Raw genomic sequence first — 20,958 nt, forward strand, 5'->3', positions numbered from 1 at the left:
TTATTCATTTCCATAAATTGACTCGTAAAGGGCTTTGTTTTCTTTTTTTAACATTTCTTTGGCTTCCGGGATGGACAACCGGTAGACTTCGCAGGCCTCTTCAAAAAGAGCACTGTCTGTCGGTGTCGGTCTTTTGGTATCTGCCATAAGGCCAGTTTGGATCCGATTTTGAGCAAACCGTTCCAAGACACGTTTTAAGTCATAGGCATCAATTTCTTGTTTTTTAGGAGCGCAAGAGAGGATCAGTGAGAGAAGGAGAAATGTTGGGAAAGAGAAGAGATGTTTCGACATCCCTTCTAAACTCACTCCCAACCAGGGTTTGGTCAATCAGTAAATGCGATAGAGTCCGATTAGTTTCCCAATTATCGTAGCCTTTTTGGTACGAATGGGTTTTAGTTTTACGTTTCTTGGTTCCAAACGAATCATATCCGGTTCTTTATAAAACACTTTTAGAGTGGCTTCGTTTTCAATCATAGCGACGACGATCTCCCCATTCCTAGCTGTGTCTTTCTTTTGGATGATGGCAATGTCACCGTCACTAATCCCTGCTTCCACCATAGAATCTCCCTTCACTCGTAAAGCAAAGGTTCCGGGTTTGGTGGCCAAGTCTTCTGGGACAGCAATGTATTCTTCGATATTTTCTTCGGCGAGGATGGGAGAACCCGCAGCCACTTGACCCAGGAGGGGAATTCCCGAAGCACGAACAAGAAGTGCCTCTTCCCCATTTCCTTTCAAAAGTTCAATGGCGCGGCTTTGGTTTTTAGAAGTTTTAATATAACCTTTTTTCTCGATCGCCTTTAGGTGGTCGTAAGCACCCTTAGCTGTGATTCCAAACTGATCTCCAATCTCACGAATGGTAGGTGGGAAACCCTTCTCCCGCACTGTGTCCGATATGTATTGCAAAACAAATTCTTGTTTTTCCGTGAGGTCTTTCATACTAAACAGATAACTAGGAAATGGGCGTTATGTCAACAAAAAACTAGGAGTTATAACTTTAAATACTCACTTTTCAAAACAAAACTTCCTTCTTCCACAATGGCTTCGCCAGATTCCACACCATTTGTGACCTCTACCCAATGGTCATAGGTTTTACCCACTCCAATTTTTTTGGCAGAGAAGGATCCGTCACCGTTCCGAACAAAGATATAATTCTCCCCTTCGATTTTATGGATACAATCTGCAGGGATCACCTTCGCTTTGTTTACCGAAGATTCTACCATGGCACCGACTACAGTTGCCGTCACACTTTGTCCCGGGCGAAGTCTCCCTTTTGAGTTTCTAACTTCCAGACGGATCTCCGCAGTTTTTTTGACAGGGTCAATCACATCCCCTACGTGAGAAACAACAGCCTTTAAAGATTCATCTTTAGAACCAATAGGAATGACCTTGGCTTCGTTACCCATACGAATGGATGATAAATCTTTTTCGTATACTTCCAAATTGATCCAAAGAACACTCAAATCCGCAACAGTGAATAAATTGTCACGAGCATTGACGGCTTGACCAATGATGGCTTCTCTTTCCGTCACAGTTCCGGAAATAGGAGTTCTGATGTATAAGTTTTTGGAATTGTATTTTCCAGCTTCTAAGTTAGCAATTTCCGAATCATTGAGACCTAAATTTTCCAAAGCGTTCCTGGAGGTTTCCATTTCGGCTTTTACCGATTTATAATCCATAAGAGACATTTCGTATTCTTTGGCAGACGTTACTTTTCTTTCATAAAGATCTTTCGCTCTGTCCGCTTGTACTTTGAGGGCTTCCAGTCTTGCTCTTGCTTTTAAATAATTGGCTTCTGTGGTTCCGAGTTCCACAGATTGGATGGAAGCAAGGGCCGTACTTTTTTTTACATGTTCCCCTTCCTTCACAAACACCTGTACAATTCGTCCGCTCACCCGTGAACCTACTTTGGCCACGCTGTTCATATCATAAGAAACGGTTCCTGGAAGTTGGAGTTCTTCTTCCAAAGCCTTTTCTTCTAAATAAACTACCGAAAAGGGATGGTTCTTTTGAATCTCCGCAGAGATTGCAAACTTGGATTTATCATCAGTCAGTGCCTCCGTTTTTTTACCGGCTCCAAAAAACTTGGAATACCCGAAATAGGCCAAACTGGCCACAAGAACGAGTATACTTAATGATCTAATATTCTTAAAATTGAATTCTGTTTTCATAAAAATTTAAAACTCCGAGCTATCCATCTTTCCGATAGAAGCTTTGTATCCTTCCAAAGCATTGTAATAGAGGTAAATGATCTCGTAATAACTACGAAGGACACTGAGATAGTTTTTCTCCGCTTCCAGAAAGGTTACTAAATTGGATGCACCTCGAATGTAAGCAAGCCTGGATTTCTCTTGGACTTCTTTGTTTTTTTCGAGTAGTCCCATCTTTTGGTAATCAAGTAGTTGTGATTCCCGCGCTTGTAATTCTTTAATGGCTGCGGAAATCTCTGACATGATTTCATTTCGTTTGGCATCGACATCGAATCCTAATTTTTTATAGGCTTCTTCTGACTTTAAAATTTCCCCTTGTTTGCGATCAAACAAAGGAAGTGGAGTTGCCGCATACAAACCAGTTACATTCTCATTTCCTTTGTTTAAAAATTCAACACCAAGAGTTAAAGGAGGAATGATCTCTCGTTTTTTTAATTCGATATTCATTCTTTCCTTTTGTTGGCGAATTTTCAAAGCTACCAAGTCGGGTCTTTCTTCAATATCAAAATCATTTAAATCGATTCCAAATTCACGAGTGGAGATAAACTCCAATCTTCCTTTGATGCTCAGTGGCGAATTGATATCAGAGATTCCAATGAGGATCCTTAAGTTTTTCACGACCTGGGCCCGAAGGATCCTAGCGTTCCGATACTCACGTTCAATTTGTACGCGTTCTAAAGCCAAACGGTCATATTCCAAAAAAGAAATATCTCCTTTTTCGGCTCGGAGTTTGGTAAGGTCCAAAAGGTCTTGGTAGTTTTCCAAAAATTCTTTTTGGTAATTGATCTGCTCTGTTACATAAAGATAAGTCCAAAAGTTTTGTCTGAGACGCAAACGAAACATCCGATCAAAGTCGCGAAAACTAGCAATTGTCCCCAAAAACTCTTGTTTGGCGACCTTTTCTCTTTGCGGAATGACCCCACTCATATCAAATGGTTGGTTATAAATAAAGGAAGTTTCTGCCCTTCCCGTCGCTGCACTCGCGGAAGCTCCGATAAACTGCTGTTGCATATTCATGATCGGGTTATAATACAAACTGGCAGTGATGATATCCCCACGAGCCATACCAATATTTTGTTTTTCACGAAGGTAGAGAGGATTACTTGTCACAGCAAAATTTTCTAACTCATCCAAGTTCCATTTTTCTTTTGCATCTTGGGCACGAGAATCTTCACCAAGAAAAAACAATTCTTCTTTAGAATGTAGTTCATATACTGCTTTTTCTTTCGGAAAAACAGCATAGGAATGGATCCCTAAAAGGGAAAAAATCAAAAACTTCCAAATCAACTTCATACAGTTACAAATTTCTTTATATAGTCTTCGATACCATATTGGATGACTTTAATTGCTTCGGTTCTATCATATACTTCTGTAATCTCAACGGTTCCTGTGGAAGGAGAGTTAGGATCCAACTTGTAAGTTAAAAAGTAATGGTGGAGTTTGTTGATGAGTGCTTTCGGAACCTCAGAAATATCTTTGATTTGGCCGAACACTTCGTCCCCTTTGAGAACAGCGACAATTTTGTCATCCGCCTCCCCCTTATCAATCATCCGAAGTCCACCAATAGGAATCACAGTTAGAATCATATTTCCATGAGTGATGGGATTTACACTCAAAACACAAATGTCGATGGGATCTCCATCACCAATGATGTCAGGCCTTCCCACAACTTCCGAACAATGTTTTCCAGATGCTTCCCCAGAAAAGGTTCTTGGGATGAACCCGTAAAGAGTCGGCGAACGGTTACTATACTTTTGAGGCCGGTCCACACGAATGAATCCCGATGCTTTATCGATCTCATATTTTACCGTGTCTTGTGGTGTCAGTTCAATGAATACATCCAATTCATCGGGAGCTTTTGGTCCCAGTTCCAATCCATGCCAAGGGTGCGCTACGTAATAATTCGGTTTCATTTAAGTCCTCTTTTTTTTAGATTTCTGATTTAGTTTGTTTGATTTGGAATCATCTTCGTTTGGAGAAGATTGTTCTTCCACTTCGGTATAATGATGGGAATGTCCATGAGAATCATGAATTTCTAACGCTTTGTATTTTCTCATCTCTTCTACAAAGTATTCATTCATCTTACGTTCCCGTTCCATTTGTCTAATTTCTTGTCTCTGTGCTAGTTTGACTAAAAACTCAAACGCAATGGGAAGAAGAAAACGAGATAAGATAGTCGCAACAAGAACCCCACCCATAACCACAGTTGCTAGAGGTCTCTGCACTTCCGCTCCAGCACTGGAAGCAATGGCCATCGGTAAAAATCCAATGATGGCCACAAGTTCTGTTGTTGCCACCGCTCTCAGTGTATACACCGCAGCTTCCACTACAGCTTTAGACGGATCACGGGTGACTTTCAATTGATCTTTTAAGGCCGATGCATAGACAACCCCGTTTAACACTGATATTCCGGCAGCGGCGATAAATCCAACACCTGCAGGAATCGAGAAAGGAAGTCCTCGGAGCACAAGAGAAAGGATACCACCAGAAAGTGATAATGGCACTAAAATAAACACTCCCAATGCATAATAGACACTTCCAAAAGCAATAAAGAGCATCGCAAAAATAATGGCACCGGCAATGGGGATCACAATCGCCAATCTGTTTTTCGCACGAGTGAAGTTTTCAAACTGACCACCCCAATCCACATAATAACCTTGGGGGAGTCCCGATTCAATGGACTGGGTCGCCGCTTGTACATCATTCACAAACCCAATCATATCTCGCCCGCGAACGTTCACTTCCACAAGAATCCTACGTTTGAGGCCTTCATGGTATAAAGCAGCCGGCCCCTCCGTCATCATAATGTCTGTGACTTGTCCGAGAGGGACCGTTCCACCGAGCTCAGTCATTACGGGAACATTTTCAATGACTCCAATATCTGTTACATCGGCGTCCAGTCGAACAATGAGATCAAATCGTTTGTATCCTTCATAAACCTTTCCCGCGTTAAAACCTACACGAAGAGTTTCTATGGTTGTTAATACTTCTTCTGCACGAACGCCGTAACGAGCCATATTCCCACGATTCATTTTGATCTCAAGTAGAGGAAGGCCGAGGAGTTTTTGCACTCGTAAATCGGCAGCTCCTTGGATCTTTTTGATTTTGGAGGCGTAATTGTCGGCAATGGACTTTAATGTTTTTAAATCATCACCATAAATTTTAATTACGATATCCGCTTTGGATCCAGATAACAAAGCATTGACGCGGTTTTCAATGGGTTGCGACAAACTAATATAAGACGAAGGAACATTCTGATTCACAGAGTGTTTCATAAGCTCCATGAGTTCCTCGCGGTCGTCAGTAGAAGTCCATTCTTTGCGGGGTTTGAGTTTGACCATCATCTCCCCTTCTTCGGAACCAATGGGTTCTGCGGCAGACTCTCCCCGGCCTTGTTTGGAAACAACACTCACTGTTTCTGGAAACTTTAAAATCACTCTTTCCATTTCCAAATTTAAATCGCGGGAGTGGTTGATAGCGGTGGAAGGCAAACGTTTGATATCGATTGCAATTTCCCCTTCATCAATTCTTGGTAAAAATTCAGATCCGAGTGTCGATGCTAACGCAAAAGATAACAAAACCACACCAATCCCTGCATAAGTGAACTGGCGTTTGAATTTCATCCCGTATGTCAAAACTTCTGCATACTTCAACTGAAACTTGTTCCAAAAAGTTGACTCATGTAAAATTGGTTTTGTATAAATATAAGACATGAGTGCTGGAAACGTTGTAATGGAATAGAGAAGTGCCGCACCTAATGCAAATGCTACGGTAATGGCCATCGGACGGAACATCCGACCTTCTACCCCTTCCAGAGTCATCAGAGGTAAATAAACGAGTAAAATAATTCCCACACTAAAAGCAGAAGCCCGCACCACTTTGATACAAGACTCCAAAATGACTTCTTCCATCCCATCTTCCATATCTTGGGCCGAAGTTTTCGAAAGAAGGAAACTTTTACGAAGTAAAAATCCATGTAATGTAGATTCTAACATCACAATGGAACCATCCACAAGGAGACCAAAGTCGAGGGCACCGAGCGACATCAAGTTTCCCACGATCCCGAAGGCATTCATAAGGATGGTAGCCACCATCATAGAAACAGGAATGGCAAGGGCGACTGCAAAGGCTCCCTTCACCGTTCCTAAAGTTAAAATCAAACAAACGAGTACAATGATGGCCGCTTCCACCAAATTGGTAAAGACTGTCGAAAGAGTGCGACCAATGAATTCCGAGCGGTCATAATAGACTTTAATTTTCATCCCCGGCGGAAGCCTTGCTTCAATTTCTTTCATCTTCTCTTTCACTCGGCTCACCACTTGGAGCGAGTTACTGCCAAGTAACATCATGGCTGTCCCACTCACAACTTCGCGTTTGCCGTTCATCGTGCTCAGTCCAAAACGAAGGGCCGGTCCCGTTTCTACCTTGGCAATTTGACCAAGGGTAAGCGGAATTCCATCGCGTGATGTTCTGACAGATAATCTTGCGATATCATCAATGGATTTAAATTGGCTTTCGCCTCGAATCACAAACTGCTCTTCCCCTTTTTGGATGTAACCACCACCTAGGTTGACGTTGGCTCCTTCGAGCGCTTCTGTGATATGAGAGAGTGTTAAATTGTGAGATAACAAACGTTTGGGGTCAATTTTGATTTGGAATTGTTTGGCATCCCCTCCCACAACGTTTACATCAATGATTCCCTTCACTGAACGAAGTTGTCTTGCGATCTCCCATTCCATTACGGTGCGGAGTTCTTCCGGAGTATGGCTTTCGGAAACTAAAGTAAATTCATAAATATCACCAAGACCTGTAGCAATCGGTGAAAGTTCTGGCCTTCCATACGATTTGGGAATGAAGTTCTCGGCTTGTTTTAATCTTTCATTCACAAGTTGCCTTGCAAAATAAATATCGGTTCCATCCTCAAAGATAACAGTAACAGAACTCACACCCGTTCTTGAGATCGAACGAATTTCTGTCACCTTCGGCATCCCGTTAAACTCAAGTTCGATGGGATAAGTAATAAATTGTTCCACTTCCAGTGGAGAAAGACCGGGAACAGACGTCACTGCGGATACCTGGACGTTGGTTACATCGGGAATCGCATCAATAGAAAGATGAAGTGCATTATAAAAACCCACAATGGTGAGTGCTACTGTCAAAACGAGAACAGTGGCTCGTTTGTGAATGGAAAACTGAATGATTTTTTCTAACATAATTCCTATTTCAAATTAAATACACTGCAAAGACCAAACTTGGACTCTGGTACTAGACTAATCTACATGCAACGATTAAGCCAAATAAGGAGGCGGAAGGTAAAGAAAATGAAATAAGATGGGAATTTCAGTAAAAAATACAGGTTCTGTGGAGATTGTAGACCAACGATGGACAGATACCTTAAACAGATACTGTTCACTGCGATTTGGAACCAAATTTAAAACATGATACGAAACCTTAGTCGAGGAAAGCACACGAGTCGTTTCTTCCAACTCGTAGGATTGGTATTGAAAGTCCAAATCTTCGAGAGGAGAAACAAACCGGTCATCGACCAGATTCAGATTGATGAAAACCGCTAAAAGTAGGATGAAACCTGACTTCCAGAAGCGCCTAATTTTCACTATTTTTTCGACTCTTGAGACCCAGGTTCAAGAATTGAAGTGGAGACACAAGAGAAAACCCTTGAAATATGAACTTTTTTCCATTTCCTTTTCATTACAAATACTTGTGTAGTTGCCAAAACGCAAGGATCACACAAGACTATCCCTACCGATGAAAGACGAATCTATAGACACCATCATTAGCGACGACATCACGTTTCGCGGAACCCTTTCCTTCAACCAAACATTAAAAATCAAAGGTCAATTCAAAGGAACCATCACTTCCCAAGGAAAACTCATCATCGATGAAACTGGTGATGTAGAAGCCGATGTAGAAGTAGGAAGCCTTGTGGTTCATGGTAACCTAAAAGGAAATGTGGACGCAAAAGAAAAAGTGGAACTTAAAAAAAATGGTAAGGTCGTTGGTGATATCAAAACACCGGGACTCGAAGTAGAATTCGGTTCCAAAATTATTGGCAATTGCATCATGTAACAAAGGTTCACTTCGGGCCACTGTTGTCCGAGGTACGAACCAAAGTTGATTCCAAAAGGCCCCTATTACGTTACTTAGTTGATAAACGTGAGGGCCTTCGTAATATCCATCCGAAGGAACTTCTTACTTCTGATTTCTCTTGCCTTCATTCTCCCTACTCCTTACCCGATTTATCCGATGCTGTAGAACTTTTAGTCCAGTTTGCAAAAGATGGCAAAAAAATTCTTTTGTATGGAGACCGCGATTCGGATGGAGTGAGTTCCACTTGCCTCCTTGCCTTCTTTTTAAAATCTCACCCCGAATTTTCTAATATCAACTTAGAAGTGATGGTATCCTCGGAAAGTGATCCTTATGGACTTTGTAAGGAAGCATTGGTTAAAATTAAAAAAGTAAAACCAGACCTGCTTGTGACTTTAGATTTTGGTTCCAGCCAAGCCGACGAAATCGAAGAATTAACAAACACTGGGATTCGAATGATTGTCCTGGACCATCACGAAGTTCCCGTGCGAATTCCCACTAACTGTGCTTTGGTGAACCCAAGAAGAACCGACTCGGTTTATCCAGAAAAAAAAATCTGCACTGCCGTATTATCGTTTAAATTAGTTTCTGCGATCCTATTTCGCATGAGTGATGAGTTTAACAAAGTCTATTCAAAAACCGAAGAGAATTCCTCAGGTCAAAGCGAAACACTCTACTTCCAAAACGGAGTGAGGGTTTCTAAGGAATCCATCGCAACCCAAAATCTAGAGGGAAAAAACATTCTGCCCTATCCGGAAGATTTTGTTACTTCCGTTCCCGTAGAAGAAGAAAGAAAACTTTTCTATTACCAATGTTCTCAGATTCCTGATTTTTTCTCCGGACTCGAAGAAGAAACAGATCTTGCAGGGATTGGAACCATTACCGATATGATGCCTCTTACCGGTGAGAACCGGCATTTTGTGAAATTGGCTCTGCAATCTCTCACCAAACTCTATACAGGTGACAAAAAAAGAAAAGGACTCTCGGAACTCCTAAAAGAACTCAAACTGAATCCGCATGGAATCACAACCAAGGATTTGGGTTGGTCGATTGGCCCTGTCCTCAATTCGGCAGGACGAATGGGGAAAACGGAAGAAGCGGTATCTCTACTTTTATCTGAGACAGTCCAGGATGCCAAATCTAAAGCCAAACAATTATTATCCATCAATGAGGAAAGAAAGGAACGAACCAAACGGAATATGGATCGGGTGGAACGTTACTTTGCCCGCAAACCCGAACGAACCACAAACCAAATTGTGTTTTGTTATGAACCTGATATGGAACCAGGTGTGAGTGGGATTGTAGCCACAAGAATGGTGGATACTTATAAAAAACCGGCAATATTTTTAGCACCTGACAATGGTGATGCGAGAGGAAGCATTCGTTCCTACGGACGGGAAAACGTTCTCGAACTTTTGGAATCTCTCGCAAGCCATTTTTTACATTTCGGAGGTCATCCCGAAGCTGGCGGATTTTCCATCCAACTGGATAAAATTCCCGCCTTTGAAGCGGCCTTGTATCCAACCGCCGATGAGTGGTTGTCCAAGGATAAAGAGAGATCCACCATCCATTCCATAGAAACTGATTTTACCGTTCTCACGGAAGAGATGGGAGAACGACTTCTAAAAGAATGGAAAGACCTAGAACCCTTTGGCCAAGGAAACCCCGATATCAAACTTGCGATTCGTAATGCAAAAGCCATCCACCTAACACCACTCAGTGCGGGAAAACATGTCCGGTTTCATTTGATTGGAAGTGGATCTTTAAAGTACATGATTTGGAATAAGGGAGACGAGTTCCAAAAATTTATGTCGGAACATGGAAGTTTTGATTTAGTGGGGAGTTTGGAAGAAAACTTCTACCAAGGAAGAACCACCCTACAATTCATTGTAGAATGGTTTGGAATTGCATCGGATTAAGCGTTAATCAATACTTTAGATTCATCCACATACACAGGAGTCCATCCGGAGTTGTCTTTAAAATAACGAACGGCTTTAATTCTTAAGTTTTTATCTAATGTAAACCAGTGGTTGGTATTAGCCGGAATGGAAAGGAAATCTCCCTTACTGACATGCACTTCAAATCTTTCCCCATCAATGATAAATCCGAAAACACCACTTCCATCGATGATATAACGCACTTCTTCATCTGTATGGATATGAAGTTTGTCAAATTTGGCTAACATGTCTTGGATGCCAGGCACTTCGTCATGTAAAACAACGAGGTCATTGGCCTTGTAGCCATGTTCCTTTTTTAGTTGGTCAAAACGGTATTCTAATCCAGATAGCACTTCGCTTTTTTCGGCATCATTCAATCCCTTTTGGCCAAGGATCAAATCCAATGCTTCCGGTGTTTTATAGGATTCATAAACAAGTCCCTTGGAAACAAGGAAGGTCTTGATTAAGTCTAGGTCGGTTAAGGTTTCTGTTTTTTTTACAATGGTTGCCATGGTGCGTACCTACTTATCGACTAGCCTCTGCACCCTGCCAAATCCATCAACCCGTTTTTCGCTATCCTGGAACTATTTCTGCTATAGCAGATTTAAAGCAGAGCCCCAGGTTGGAAGAAAAGCCAACCGGCGGTGAAGAATAGGCTGAGTAAAAACACAAGAAATCCCAAAGTCGGCATACTCGGAAGGTCTCTGACCCCAGCCACAGCCCCTGTTTCCTGTTTCATATAGGACTGGATGGTGATCTTCATATAGTAGTAGAAGGCCACACAGGAGTTGGCTACGGCTCCGAAGAGTAAAATCCGGTGAAAAAATAAATCCGACTCAGCTATCTTTTGCAAAAGAAAGAGTTTCGTCCAAAATCCAATCAGAGGTGGGAAACCGGCAAAAGACAAAAAGACAATCGAAAGAGCAAGGGCTGTTAACGGGTGTTCACCGCTTAAGTGAGAGATTCCATCCACTGTCACTTCATGTTTGCCTTGTTCCAAATAGGAGATGATGGCAAAGGCAACTAAGTTGAGAAGAGAATACGAGAAAAGATAATACAAAGCTTCGAGCCCTGCCCCACAAACAATCCCCGCCACAATATAACCTGCATGGGAAATGGATGAGTAAGCTAACATCCGTTTGAGATTTTCTTGTTTTAAAGCAACGATATTTCCCCAAGTCATGGAAATGAGAGCAATCGCTCCCATAAGGAATTTCCATGACTCACCAACCTCACCCATAGGAACATGATTGAATAAAACAATGATAAGACCAAGGGCCGATGCCTTACCCGCACTGGCCATAAAACCAGTGATTGGTGTTTGGGATCCTTCATACACATCCGGAGTCCACGAGTGAAAAGGAACAAGGGCAGCTTTAAAAGAAACCCCGACTAAAAATAAACCAAATCCTAATTTAGAAAAATTGGATTCATACCCTTTTAGAAAAAGACCACGAAGGGCTCCGTCTAAGTTTGTCGTTCCTGATCCGCCATATAAAAAAGCAATCCCAAGCAACATAAACCCAGAACTAAAAGATCCGAGTAAAAAATACTTCATCGCACTTTCTAGAGATGATACAGAAGAACGAGCCATTCCAATCATTACATACAACGAGAGAGAAAGGATTTCTAAACCGACAAAGATGACAATAAAATCATAACCAGAGGTTAAAAACATCATTCCCGACAAACAAAAGAGTACGAGGGGAAAAAACTCAGGGAATAGAGTTTTGTGTTCGGAAAGAAAAGGGGGAGCAATGAGTAGAGTGATGAGTCCCGCAATCAAATAAATTGCACTGAGCCATACGGTGAGTGGACTTAAAGAGATCTGTGATCCAAAAAACTTACCATACCCTGGAGATCCAGTTGTATGATATAGAGCATACATGGCTCCAGTGATTCCTAAAATAGAAAGGACCCAAAGTGGTTTGGAATCTTCTTCTCTCGGAATGAGAAATTGAACCACAAGGGAAAGTAAAGCCACCCCGCATAGTATGAGCATGGGAGAGATGGCGATCAGGTCATTGGCAGAAGGAGTATATGACATGGGTTAGTTTCCTATAGTCTCTTTCGGGGTTGGTTCCAATTCAAAATCCGACTCAATGGACTCGTCCAAATTGTCTAAATTCAAATTTGGTGGATTTGATTTTAAGTAAACAAAACTGGGAAGCGCAAACTTCGACTGATAAGCTCCCAACCTTTCTTCATACGAAAGTGGTTCCTTACCTAAACTCGTGTAATCCGAAAATTGTCGGCTCGAAGTTCCGGAATGAAAATCTTTTTGGATGTCTTTTCGTTCCGCAATGGATTGCACGGATGCTGAGTTCAAATACACATTGGCTGATGATTGTAAAATTTCTAAAAATGGTTTTGGATAAATCCCAATCCAAAAAATAAAAATAACAAGGGGAGATAAAATTCCCACCTCTCGAAAACTTAAATCTTTATAAGGTTTGGCTTGGATGGTTTTACTCACACCAAAAAGGAATCGTTTCACAAACCATAAAAGATAAAGGGCTCCAAGCACTACACCCGTGGCGGCAATCCCACCAAGCCAAACATTGGATTTGATGGCTCCCATTAGGATGAGAAACTCACCCACAAATCCGTTCGTTCCCGGAAGACCGACAGAAGACAAAACAGCGATCAAAAAGAAAGTAGAGAACACCGGCATTTGTTTGGCAAGACCACCAAACTCGGCAATGTTTCTCGTATGAGATCTTTCGTAAATCATACCAATCATAAGGAAAAGCATCCCGGTAGAAACACCGTGGGAAATCATCTGCAACATCCCCCCGACAACTCCTTCTTTGGTAAAAGAAAAGATTCCCAAAATACAAAAACCTAAATGGGATAACGAACTATATGCAATGATTCGTTTGATATCTGTCTGCACAAGAGCAGCCATTGATCCATACACAATGCCGATAACAGCAAGGATTTGAATCCAATTTTGGGATAACAAACTTGGTTCCGGGAAAAAAGGAATACAGAATCTAATGAAACCATAGGCTCCAATCTTTAACAAAACTCCCGCCAAGTCCACCGAACCAACAGTAGGTGCTTGGGTGTGGACATCTGGCATCCAAGTATGGAATGGAAAGAGTGGGATTTTAATGGCAAAGGCTAAGAAAAAACTAAAAAACAAAAACCACTGGAGGGGTTCGGAATACATTCCAAGGTTTGCCGTAGCCAAAGACTCAATAGAAGTTTTCCCTGTTTTGAAGTAAAGTGTAAGAATACCACCTAACATAAACAAGGAACCAGCCATGGAAAATAAAAAGTATTTGAGTGCAGCTTTGGTTCTATCTTCCCCACCCCAGATTCCAATCATCAGAACCATCGGAAGAACCATTAGTTCCCAAAATACATAATAAAGGACAAGGTTACCCGCTGAAAAAACGCCAAGGACGGCTGTTTCTAAAACAAGTAGGCAGATATGAAATTCTTTAATTTTTTTGGGGATGTTCGACCAAGAAGCAAGGCTCGAAAGAAAAAACATAAAGGCAGTGAGCCCAAATAATAAAAGAGAAACTCCATCCAGACCCACATGGTAATCTACGCTGAGTTTTCCAGAAAGGATCCAATCCGGTATCCAATGTACAAACTGAAGGCCTGATTTGGTAGGGTCATACAAAAAGAACAAACCCACGGATAGGATGGTCGTAAATGCAGAAGACAAAGCAGAAATGACAACCACTGTTCCCATTCGTTTTTGGAAAACGATCACAAAGGCAGAAAGAATTGGTAAAAAGATAATGAAGGAAAGAATTTGTTCCGGCACCTTACACCCCCCTCGTTAATAGATACACTAAAATACAAAATGTACCAATGACCACATACAAAGCATAATCACCAATAAATCCGGACTGGAGCCGTCGAAGCCCATTGGCAATCAGACCAAAACTAAGTCCTATGTTTAAGAAAAAACGATCCAGGATTTTGGTATCGAAAAAGAAAGCAATCCCCTTCGAAACAAAAAGAAAGGGGCGAACCAAAACTAAATCATAGATTTCATCTATATAGTATTTATGAAAAAGAATCTTTCGAAAACCCGTATGTTCTTCTATTACTGGATTTAGTTTTCTCTGGTAGAGGAAATACGCTAAAATCAGTCCCACAGTTCCAATTGCTACAGAAAAAGCAGCAAGGGAAAGTTCCACATCATGCACAAGGGATTTGTGTTCCGCAAGACTTCCATGTAATGAGGCTAGTTCATAACCTTTACTGAATACGGGTGCAAAATACCTTTCCAAAGTATCGATATGTAAAAAGAAATGCGGTGTTTGTAAAAACCCTACAACAACAGCACCAAACGCTAGTACAACGAGAGGAAAGGTCATTGTCCATGGAGATTCGTGGATTTTGTGGTGAGGATCTGTATTGTTTTTACCAAAGAACACAACAAAGACGAGGCGAAACATATAAAACGAAGTGAAAAAAGCCGCCACAATCCCCATGGTCCAAAGGATGGAACCATAAGCTCCGTAAGTGTAAGCTTTTTCTAAAATTAAATCTTTGGAGAAAAATCCAGAGAAAGGAAAAAATCCGGCAATGGCCAGTGTTCCGAGTAAGAAGGTAAAGGAAGTAATTTTGATTTTGCCAAAAAGACCTCCCATATGTTTGATATTTTGTTCGTGGTGGAGTGCGTGGATCACAGATCCCGCCCCGAGAAATAACAAAGCCTTAAAAAAAGCATGGGTCATTAGATGAAAAAGTCCTGCAACATAACTCATACTTCCCATCGCAAGAAACATAAACCCAAGTTGCGATACTGTCGAGTAGGCAAGGATCTTTTTGATATCGTTTTGTAAGGTTCCGATGGTTGCTGCAAATAGAGCAGTTGTGGCACCAATACAAGCGATGAAAAGGGAAGTTTCCGGTGCGAGTAAAAATACAAAGTTGAGACGAGCAATGAGAAAGATTCCCGCAGTCACCATGGTAGCCGCATGAATGAGAGCGGAGACTGGAGTGGGACCTGCCATCGCATCTGGAAGCCATACATAGAGTGGGATCTGTGCTGACTTACCCATAGAGGCGATAAAGAAAAACAAAGCCACAATATTCGCGTAAGGTGCAAACTGAGTGAGTCCACTCAAATTGGATTGGAGTTCTAAGTATTGTAAACTCCCCCCAAACCAAAACAAAAATCCAGTTCCCAAAATAAAACCCACATCCCCAATACGGTTGAGAACAAATGCTTTCATCCCCGCTTCGGCCGCCGAACTTTTGTCATAGTCAAAACCAATGAGAAGGTAAGAACTAAGTCCCACCCCTTCCCAACCAAGGAAGGTCAAAACCAAGTTGTCACTCAGGACAAGGTTCAACATACAAAAGATAAATAAATTCAAATAAGCGAAAAACCGGTTATAACTCAGATTGGATTTCATGTATCCCATCGAATACAAATGAATTAAAGATCCTATTCCCGTGATGATAAGAGTCATATAAAGGGAAAGTTGGTCGATTTGGTATCCAAAGGAGGATTTAAAATTCCCAACAACAATCCAATCAAAAACAGGAACCAAATGCGGTGCCGTTCTTTCCATAGGGCGAAATTCGTTAAACGCACCTAAGGTGATGAGAAAAGGAATGAATACGGCTAAAGTTCCAATCGCACCGGCCATACGGTGAGGGATCCTACCTTTTAGTAGACCATTGAATAAAAAACCAACGAGAGGAAGGAAGACAACTAAAGGAAATATCTCTAACATAGGATTACCATCTCATCGATTGGAGTTCATCCACATTGGTGGATTTTTTATGGCGAAAGATTGCAATCACAAGTGCAAGGCCAACGGCTGCTTCTGCAGCCGCAATTGCCATCACAAAGAATACAACGGTTTCACCGGAAATATGGGAAAGGGCTTTCGAAAATGTTACAAAAACTAAATTCACTGAATTCAAAATCAATTCCACAGACATAAAGATGATGACGATGTTCCGACGAATGAGAACTCCAAGAACACCAATGGAAAATAAAATTCCAGCAAGTCCGAGGATGTATGAAATGGGGATACCATTGACGATTGGGTTCATAGAATTGTATCCTTTGTTTGTTCCACTTCCGTGTTTCTTTTTTTAGCAAGGATGACGGCACCAAGAACGGCAACAAGAAGTAAGATGGAGATCATTTCAAAAGGAAGTAAATAATCCAAATAGGTGGATGCACCCACGGTAGCCACGTTACCTTTTGCATTTACAGCAGCGGTTCCCTGGATAGGAAAGGAATACTGCGAGAGTTCATATCCTTTTCCCATTTGTTCGGAGTGAGGGACACCTGTTGTGAGAGCACTATACAATAAAAAGAAAAAACCAAAAACAAAAACGGAAAGTAAAACGAGTCGAATCGGATACTCCCGGTATCTAGATAATGTTTCCGCTCTTTGAGAAAGTAACATCAACACAAACACCACAAGTACCATAATGGCACCGGCATACACTAACACCTGCATTGTAGCAATAAAGAGGGCTCCCATGATTCCATAAATTCCAGCCAAAGCAAAGAATGTAAAAACAAGAGATACGGCTGAAACCACCGGATTTTTTTGAAAGATAACACTTAGGGCCGTAACAACAGTCACTGTTCCAAAAAAAATAAATAATAAAAAGGAAGGAGAAGTTTCTATATTCATATAAATAATTTCATCCATCCTTCTTTCCAATATACTGTATAAACGGCCGAAAACATTACCGCGAAAAGACCCCAAGGAATCATCTTTTTCCAACCAAGTTTCATGAGTTGGTCATAACGAAACCGAGGCAAAGTCCAACGAACCCAGATGAATAAAAAGGCAAAGAATAGGACTTTCAGAATAAAAAATCCAAGGCCAATAAAGGCTTGGTAGGGAGAGCCCGCACCCAACTGAAATGGAACATTATAGCCACCAAAGAAAAGTAAGGTGGTAAGGCATGACATAGTGATCATGTTCATGTATTCTGCCAAAAAAAATAAGGCAAACTTAAAGGCACCGTATTCCGTATGAAAACCCACAACTAGTTCTGATTCCGCCTCCGCCAAGTCAAAAGGAAGACGGTTTGTTTCCGCAAACATTGCTGTCACATAGATAAAAAAAGCAACAAAACCAGGGGGAGATAAAATATTCCACATATCTTTTTGGGAATCACTGATCTCTGTTAACTTTAAAGATCCAGTCATAATCACAATCACGATAATGGAAAGTCCCATGGGAAGTTCATAACTGATCATCTGTGCGGTTGACCTAACTCCACCGAGGAGCGAATACTTATTGTTACTCGACCAACCAGCAATCATAATTCCGTAGACTGACAAAGAAGAAATGGCAAGTAAATACAAAACACCCGAGTCAGGGTTAGCAATTTGTAAGTCGATCGTAGCCACACCTGTAAGTGCGGTAAGCCATTCCGGTGCGGGAAGAGTTCCCCCAAAAGGAATCACAGCCCAAGCCATAATGGCACAGGTCATGGAGATGGTGGGTGCCAAAAGATACATTCCTTTGGAAACATTTTTTGGAAAAATTTCTTCTTTGGCGATGAATTTGATTCCATCCGCTAGAGGTTGAAAAATTCCAAAAGGGCCGGCACGGTTTGGACCGGGTCGATCCTGGATAAAACCAGCAAACTTACGTTCGGCGAGCGTATAATAAGCAACGCCAGTTAAGATTACAAAAAATAAGGAGAGGATTTTGATCCCCCAAGCAAGTAATAGAGCCCAGTCCATAATGTTTCGGTGACCTTTAGTGAGAGATACTCACTTCCTTTTTCAATCGAGCCGAGAACTCTCCTTTAAACTTTGTCATGGTAGGACGAACTGCCATCACACATGCATCCGCTAACGGACAAATGGTGGTTCCCCCTTCCATATTTCTGGACAAAGAAAAAATGAGTTCTACATCTTTTTCCGTCCCCTCCCCGTTCTTTATTTTATGGAGAAGGTCTTTGACCCAATGTGTTCCTTCGCGACAAGGTGTACATTGGCCACAAGATTCATGAGAATAAAATTCCGCCAATCGGTATGTGGTTTCTACAAGATCCGCAACCTCAGAAAGAATGATAACAGCGCCAGAACCTAACATTGATTTGAGAGAGGCAATGGATTCGTAATCCATAGTTGCCGTCATTGCTTCTTCTGCCGTGAGAATGGGAGAAGAACTTCCTCCTGGAATCACAGCTTTTAGGGTTTTATCGTTTTTGATTCCACCACAGATATCATAAATGAGCTCCTTCATCGGAGTTCCCATTTCCACTTCATAAATTCCTGGTTTTTTCACGTGCCCACTGACAGCAAATAATCTGGTTCCAGGAGATTTTTCTGTTCCAATCTTTTTGTATTCTTCTCCCGTCATACGTATGATATGTGGGACATTACAAAAAGTTTCTACGTTGTTCACGACAGTCGGACAAGAATAAAGACCAGAAACCGCTGGGAATGGTGGTTTCAAACGAGGATGGCCCCTCCTTCCCTCAAGGGAATTGATGAGTGCGGATTCTTCTCCGCAAATATAAGCACCGGCACCGGAGTACACCGCCAAATCAAAGTCATACCCAAAGCCCATGATATTTTTACCAAGAAGGCCTGCTTTGTAAGCTTCTTCCACCGCCTCTTCGACAACACGAATTCCTTTATGGAATTCACCGCGAATGTAAATATAACCTTGGTGGGAATCGATTGCTTTGGCCGCAATAACCATTCCTTCAATCAGCATATGAGGAAGTTTTTCTAAGAGGAGCCGGTCTTTGAATGTTCCCGGTTCGCCTTCGTCCCCATTACAAATTAAATACTTTGGTTTGTCTGTTTTCGGAATGAATCCCCATTTGTTTCCCGTAGGAAAACCAGCACCACCACGGCCACGAAGACCAGAGTTTTTCACGTCGTTTACGATTTGTTCGGCGGTCATCTCAGAAAAAGCTTTCTTCTGACTTTCATACCCACCAACGGAACGGTAATGGTTTAAGGTATGGGAATCGGCAGCATCAATATGAGTTGTGAGTAAGGTCTTTAGTCCCATTTTATACCTGCTTATCCAATTCGGAGAGGATGTTTTCTATGATCTCTGGGGTTAGATTTTCATAATAACGATCATTGATTTGTGCCACAGGTCCAAACCCACAAGCACCAAGACACTGCACTTCATCCACAGTAAACTTTTTATCTTTTGTGGTTTCTCCGGCTTCAATTCCTAATTTAGAACATACATGTTTTGTAATGGAATCAGATCCCGAGAGGTAACAAGAAATGTTTCCACAAATTTGTATATGGAACTTACCTACGGGTTTTTTATTGTACATGGTATAGAAGGTAGCCACCCCATGCACTTGTGCGAGAGAGACTGGTGCTCCAATCCGTTCTGCGATGTATTGCATCCCTTCTTGGTCCACAAAACCTTTGTCAGTTTGTAAAAGAAAAAGGCATGGTAAAATTAAGGAACGTTTGTTTGGGAACTGCGGGATCAACCTTTGGAATCGTTTTTCCGAATCTTGTGAAAACTGATAAACCATTAACAATCCAACTCCCCTGCTATGACGTTGAGTGAAGACATAGTTGCAATTGTATCAGCAAGGAGTCCTCCTTTGACAAGTTCAGGAAACGCTTGGTAATACCAAAAACAAGGACGTCTTACATGTACGCGCCAAGGAGTTTTTTCTCCCTCCGAGACCACATAAAACCCAAGTTCACCGTTAGCGGCTTCCGTTGCCATATAGTATTCCCCTGGAGGAACTTTTACGCCATGCATAATGATTTTAAAATGATAAATGAGTTCTTCCATATTATTGTATACCTTGTCCTTCGGAGGAAGGAAGGTATGTGGAACATCTGCATGGTATGGACCATCAGGGATACCATCGATCAGTTGTTCAATGATTCGCATGGACTGACGCATCTCTTCCATACGAACAAGCGTTCTGTCAAGAGCAGATCCGTCCTGTCCCACAGGAATGTCAAAGTCTACTTTGTCATAAAACATATAAGGATCATCTTTTCGAACATCCCAAGGAACCCCTGCGGCTCTTAGGTTTGGTCCAGAAAATCCGTAAGCAATGGCTCTTTCTGCAGAAATTCCACCAATCCCCGCGGTTCTTTCATTAAAAATTTTATTACGAATGAGAAGTTCCTCAAATTCATCCAAAGCAGGTTTTAAACCTTTGAGGATGATTTTGATTTCTTTTTGGAATTCAGGATAGATATCCCTTTCCATTCCACCAACACGACAGAAGGTTGTAGTCAACCGAGCACCCGTTAGTTTCTCTAAAATTTGATAAATGTTTTCTCTATGATGAAATAAATGCAAAAGACCAGAAAAAGCCCCAAGATCCACACCGATGATTCCATTACAAATGATATGATCCATCATCCGGGAAAGTTCCGAAATGATCATCCGAACATAGGTCACTCGATCAGGAACTTCGATCTGCATCATCTTTTCTACAGTGAGGATCCATCCAATATTATTCAATGGGGTGGACACATAGTTCATACGATCCGTACAAACTAAGAACTGGTTGTAATCGTAACGTTCGCCTAGTTTTTCAAAACAACGGTGAACATAGCCAATGACTGATTCTGTGTCGACAACACGTTCTCCATCAATTTGGATTACGTTTTGTAAAATTCCATGAGTTGCGGGATGGCTTGGCCCAAGGTTGACAAGTAAATGGCCTTCCGGTAGGTCTTTGAATTTTTTGCCAAAATGTTCGGCTGTTTTTTCGTACATTACCATAATGATTTT

General features: G+C 41.6%; 19 protein-coding genes. 2 read left to right on the plus strand and 17 right to left on the minus strand.

Annotation, left to right across the window (positions count from 1 at the left end; all coding sequences use genetic code 11):
• The 7 genes from JWG41_RS15740 to JWG41_RS15770 form a co-directional block, all read right to left on the minus strand.
• A complete protein-coding gene (locus JWG41_RS15740) occupies nucleotides 1–291 on the minus strand; it encodes an LA_1448 family UV-C exposure upregulated protein (protein ID WP_205270840.1) in 291 nt (96 codons plus the stop codon).
• A 36-nt stretch (nucleotides 292–327) separates the two neighbouring features.
• Complete coding sequence (lexA, locus tag JWG41_RS15745; RefSeq protein WP_205270839.1) at nucleotides 328–936, minus strand: transcriptional repressor LexA; 609 nt, start codon at nucleotides 934–936, stop codon at nucleotides 328–330.
• A 50-nt stretch (nucleotides 937–986) separates the two neighbouring features.
• Entirely contained in the window at nucleotides 987–2,168 is a 1,182-nt protein-coding gene (locus JWG41_RS15750) for an efflux RND transporter periplasmic adaptor subunit (protein WP_205270838.1), read from the minus strand.
• A 6-nt stretch (nucleotides 2,169–2,174) separates the two neighbouring features.
• Entirely contained in the window at nucleotides 2,175–3,500 is a 1,326-nt protein-coding gene (locus JWG41_RS15755; protein WP_205270837.1) for a TolC family protein, read from the minus strand.
• Nucleotides 3,497–4,120 carry an inorganic pyrophosphatase gene (locus JWG41_RS15760; RefSeq protein ID WP_205270836.1) on the minus strand — a complete coding sequence of 208 codons (624 nt, stop codon included), beginning with the start codon at nucleotides 4,118–4,120 and terminating at the stop codon, nucleotides 3,497–3,499. Before JWG41_RS15760 ends, JWG41_RS15755 begins: the two co-directional genes overlap by 4 nt.
• Nucleotides 4,121–7,420 carry an efflux RND transporter permease subunit gene (locus JWG41_RS15765; protein WP_205270835.1) on the minus strand — a complete coding sequence of 1,100 codons (3,300 nt, stop codon included), beginning with the start codon at nucleotides 7,418–7,420 and terminating at the stop codon, nucleotides 4,121–4,123.
• Nucleotides 7,421–7,495: 75 nt separating this feature from the next.
• Entirely contained in the window at nucleotides 7,496–7,822 is a 327-nt protein-coding gene (locus JWG41_RS15770; protein ID WP_205270853.1) for a hypothetical protein, read from the minus strand.
• Nucleotides 7,823–7,973: 151 nt separating this feature from the next.
• Here JWG41_RS15770 and JWG41_RS15775 point away from each other — a divergent pair, with 151 nt between their 5' ends.
• Both JWG41_RS15775 and recJ read left to right on the plus strand, forming a co-directional pair.
• Nucleotides 7,974–8,294, plus strand: a complete 321-nt coding sequence (locus JWG41_RS15775; RefSeq protein WP_002973855.1) for a bactofilin family protein — start codon at nucleotides 7,974–7,976, stop codon at nucleotides 8,292–8,294.
• A complete protein-coding gene (recJ, locus tag JWG41_RS15780) occupies nucleotides 8,282–10,231 on the plus strand; it encodes a single-stranded-DNA-specific exonuclease RecJ (RefSeq protein WP_205270854.1) in 1,950 nt (649 codons plus the stop codon). The genes JWG41_RS15775 and recJ overlap by 13 nt, the downstream gene beginning before the upstream one ends.
• On the opposite strand, the gene JWG41_RS15785 is transcribed toward recJ, so the two are convergent.
• The 10 genes from JWG41_RS15785 to JWG41_RS15830 form a co-directional block, all read right to left on the minus strand.
• The gene (locus JWG41_RS15785) at nucleotides 10,228–10,761 is read right to left on the minus strand and encodes a cupin domain-containing protein (RefSeq protein ID WP_205270833.1); all 534 of its coding nucleotides are present in this window, start codon (nucleotides 10,759–10,761) and stop codon (nucleotides 10,228–10,230) included. The genes recJ and JWG41_RS15785 overlap by 4 nt on opposite strands.
• Before the next feature lie 92 nt (nucleotides 10,762–10,853).
• Nucleotides 10,854–12,296 carry an NADH-quinone oxidoreductase subunit N gene (locus tag JWG41_RS15790; RefSeq protein ID WP_205270832.1) on the minus strand — a complete coding sequence of 481 codons (1,443 nt, stop codon included), beginning with the start codon at nucleotides 12,294–12,296 and terminating at the stop codon, nucleotides 10,854–10,856.
• A gap of 3 nt (nucleotides 12,297–12,299) precedes the next feature.
• Nucleotides 12,300–14,033, minus strand: a complete 1,734-nt coding sequence (locus JWG41_RS15795) for a complex I subunit 4 family protein (protein WP_205270855.1) — start codon at nucleotides 14,031–14,033, stop codon at nucleotides 12,300–12,302.
• A 1-nt stretch (nucleotide 14,034) separates the two neighbouring features.
• Nucleotides 14,035–15,963: an NADH-quinone oxidoreductase subunit L gene (nuoL, locus tag JWG41_RS15800; RefSeq protein ID WP_205270856.1), complete on the minus strand. Its 1,929-nt coding sequence runs from the start codon at nucleotides 15,961–15,963 to the stop codon at nucleotides 14,035–14,037.
• A gap of 4 nt (nucleotides 15,964–15,967) precedes the next feature.
• Nucleotides 15,968–16,288, minus strand: coding sequence for an NADH-quinone oxidoreductase subunit NuoK (gene nuoK, locus JWG41_RS15805; protein WP_205270831.1), 321 nt, complete (start codon nucleotides 16,286–16,288; stop codon nucleotides 15,968–15,970).
• Nucleotides 16,285–16,902: an NADH-quinone oxidoreductase subunit J family protein gene (locus JWG41_RS15810; RefSeq protein ID WP_205270830.1), complete on the minus strand. Its 618-nt coding sequence runs from the start codon at nucleotides 16,900–16,902 to the stop codon at nucleotides 16,285–16,287. The genes nuoK and JWG41_RS15810 overlap by 4 nt, the downstream gene beginning before the upstream one ends.
• Nucleotides 16,881–17,951, minus strand: a complete 1,071-nt coding sequence (nuoH, locus tag JWG41_RS15815; protein ID WP_205270829.1) for an NADH-quinone oxidoreductase subunit NuoH — start codon at nucleotides 17,949–17,951, stop codon at nucleotides 16,881–16,883. Before nuoH ends, JWG41_RS15810 begins: the two co-directional genes overlap by 22 nt.
• 16 nt (nucleotides 17,952–17,967) lie before the next feature.
• Nucleotides 17,968–19,239: an NADH-quinone oxidoreductase subunit NuoF gene (gene nuoF / locus JWG41_RS15820; protein WP_205270828.1), complete on the minus strand. Its 1,272-nt coding sequence runs from the start codon at nucleotides 19,237–19,239 to the stop codon at nucleotides 17,968–17,970.
• Nucleotide 19,240: 1 nt separating this feature from the next.
• Nucleotides 19,241–19,729 carry an NADH-quinone oxidoreductase subunit NuoE family protein gene (locus JWG41_RS15825; RefSeq protein WP_205270827.1) on the minus strand — a complete coding sequence of 163 codons (489 nt, stop codon included), beginning with the start codon at nucleotides 19,727–19,729 and terminating at the stop codon, nucleotides 19,241–19,243.
• Nucleotides 19,729–20,949 carry an NADH-quinone oxidoreductase subunit D gene (locus JWG41_RS15830; RefSeq protein WP_205270826.1) on the minus strand — a complete coding sequence of 407 codons (1,221 nt, stop codon included), beginning with the start codon at nucleotides 20,947–20,949 and terminating at the stop codon, nucleotides 19,729–19,731. Before JWG41_RS15830 ends, JWG41_RS15825 begins: the two co-directional genes overlap by 1 nt.
• Between the last annotated feature and the right edge of the window lie 9 nt (nucleotides 20,950–20,958).

Source organism: Leptospira chreensis, from assembly GCF_016919165.1.
GTDB classification, from domain to species: Bacteria; Spirochaetota; Leptospiria; order Leptospirales; family Leptospiraceae; genus Leptospira_A; species Leptospira_A chreensis.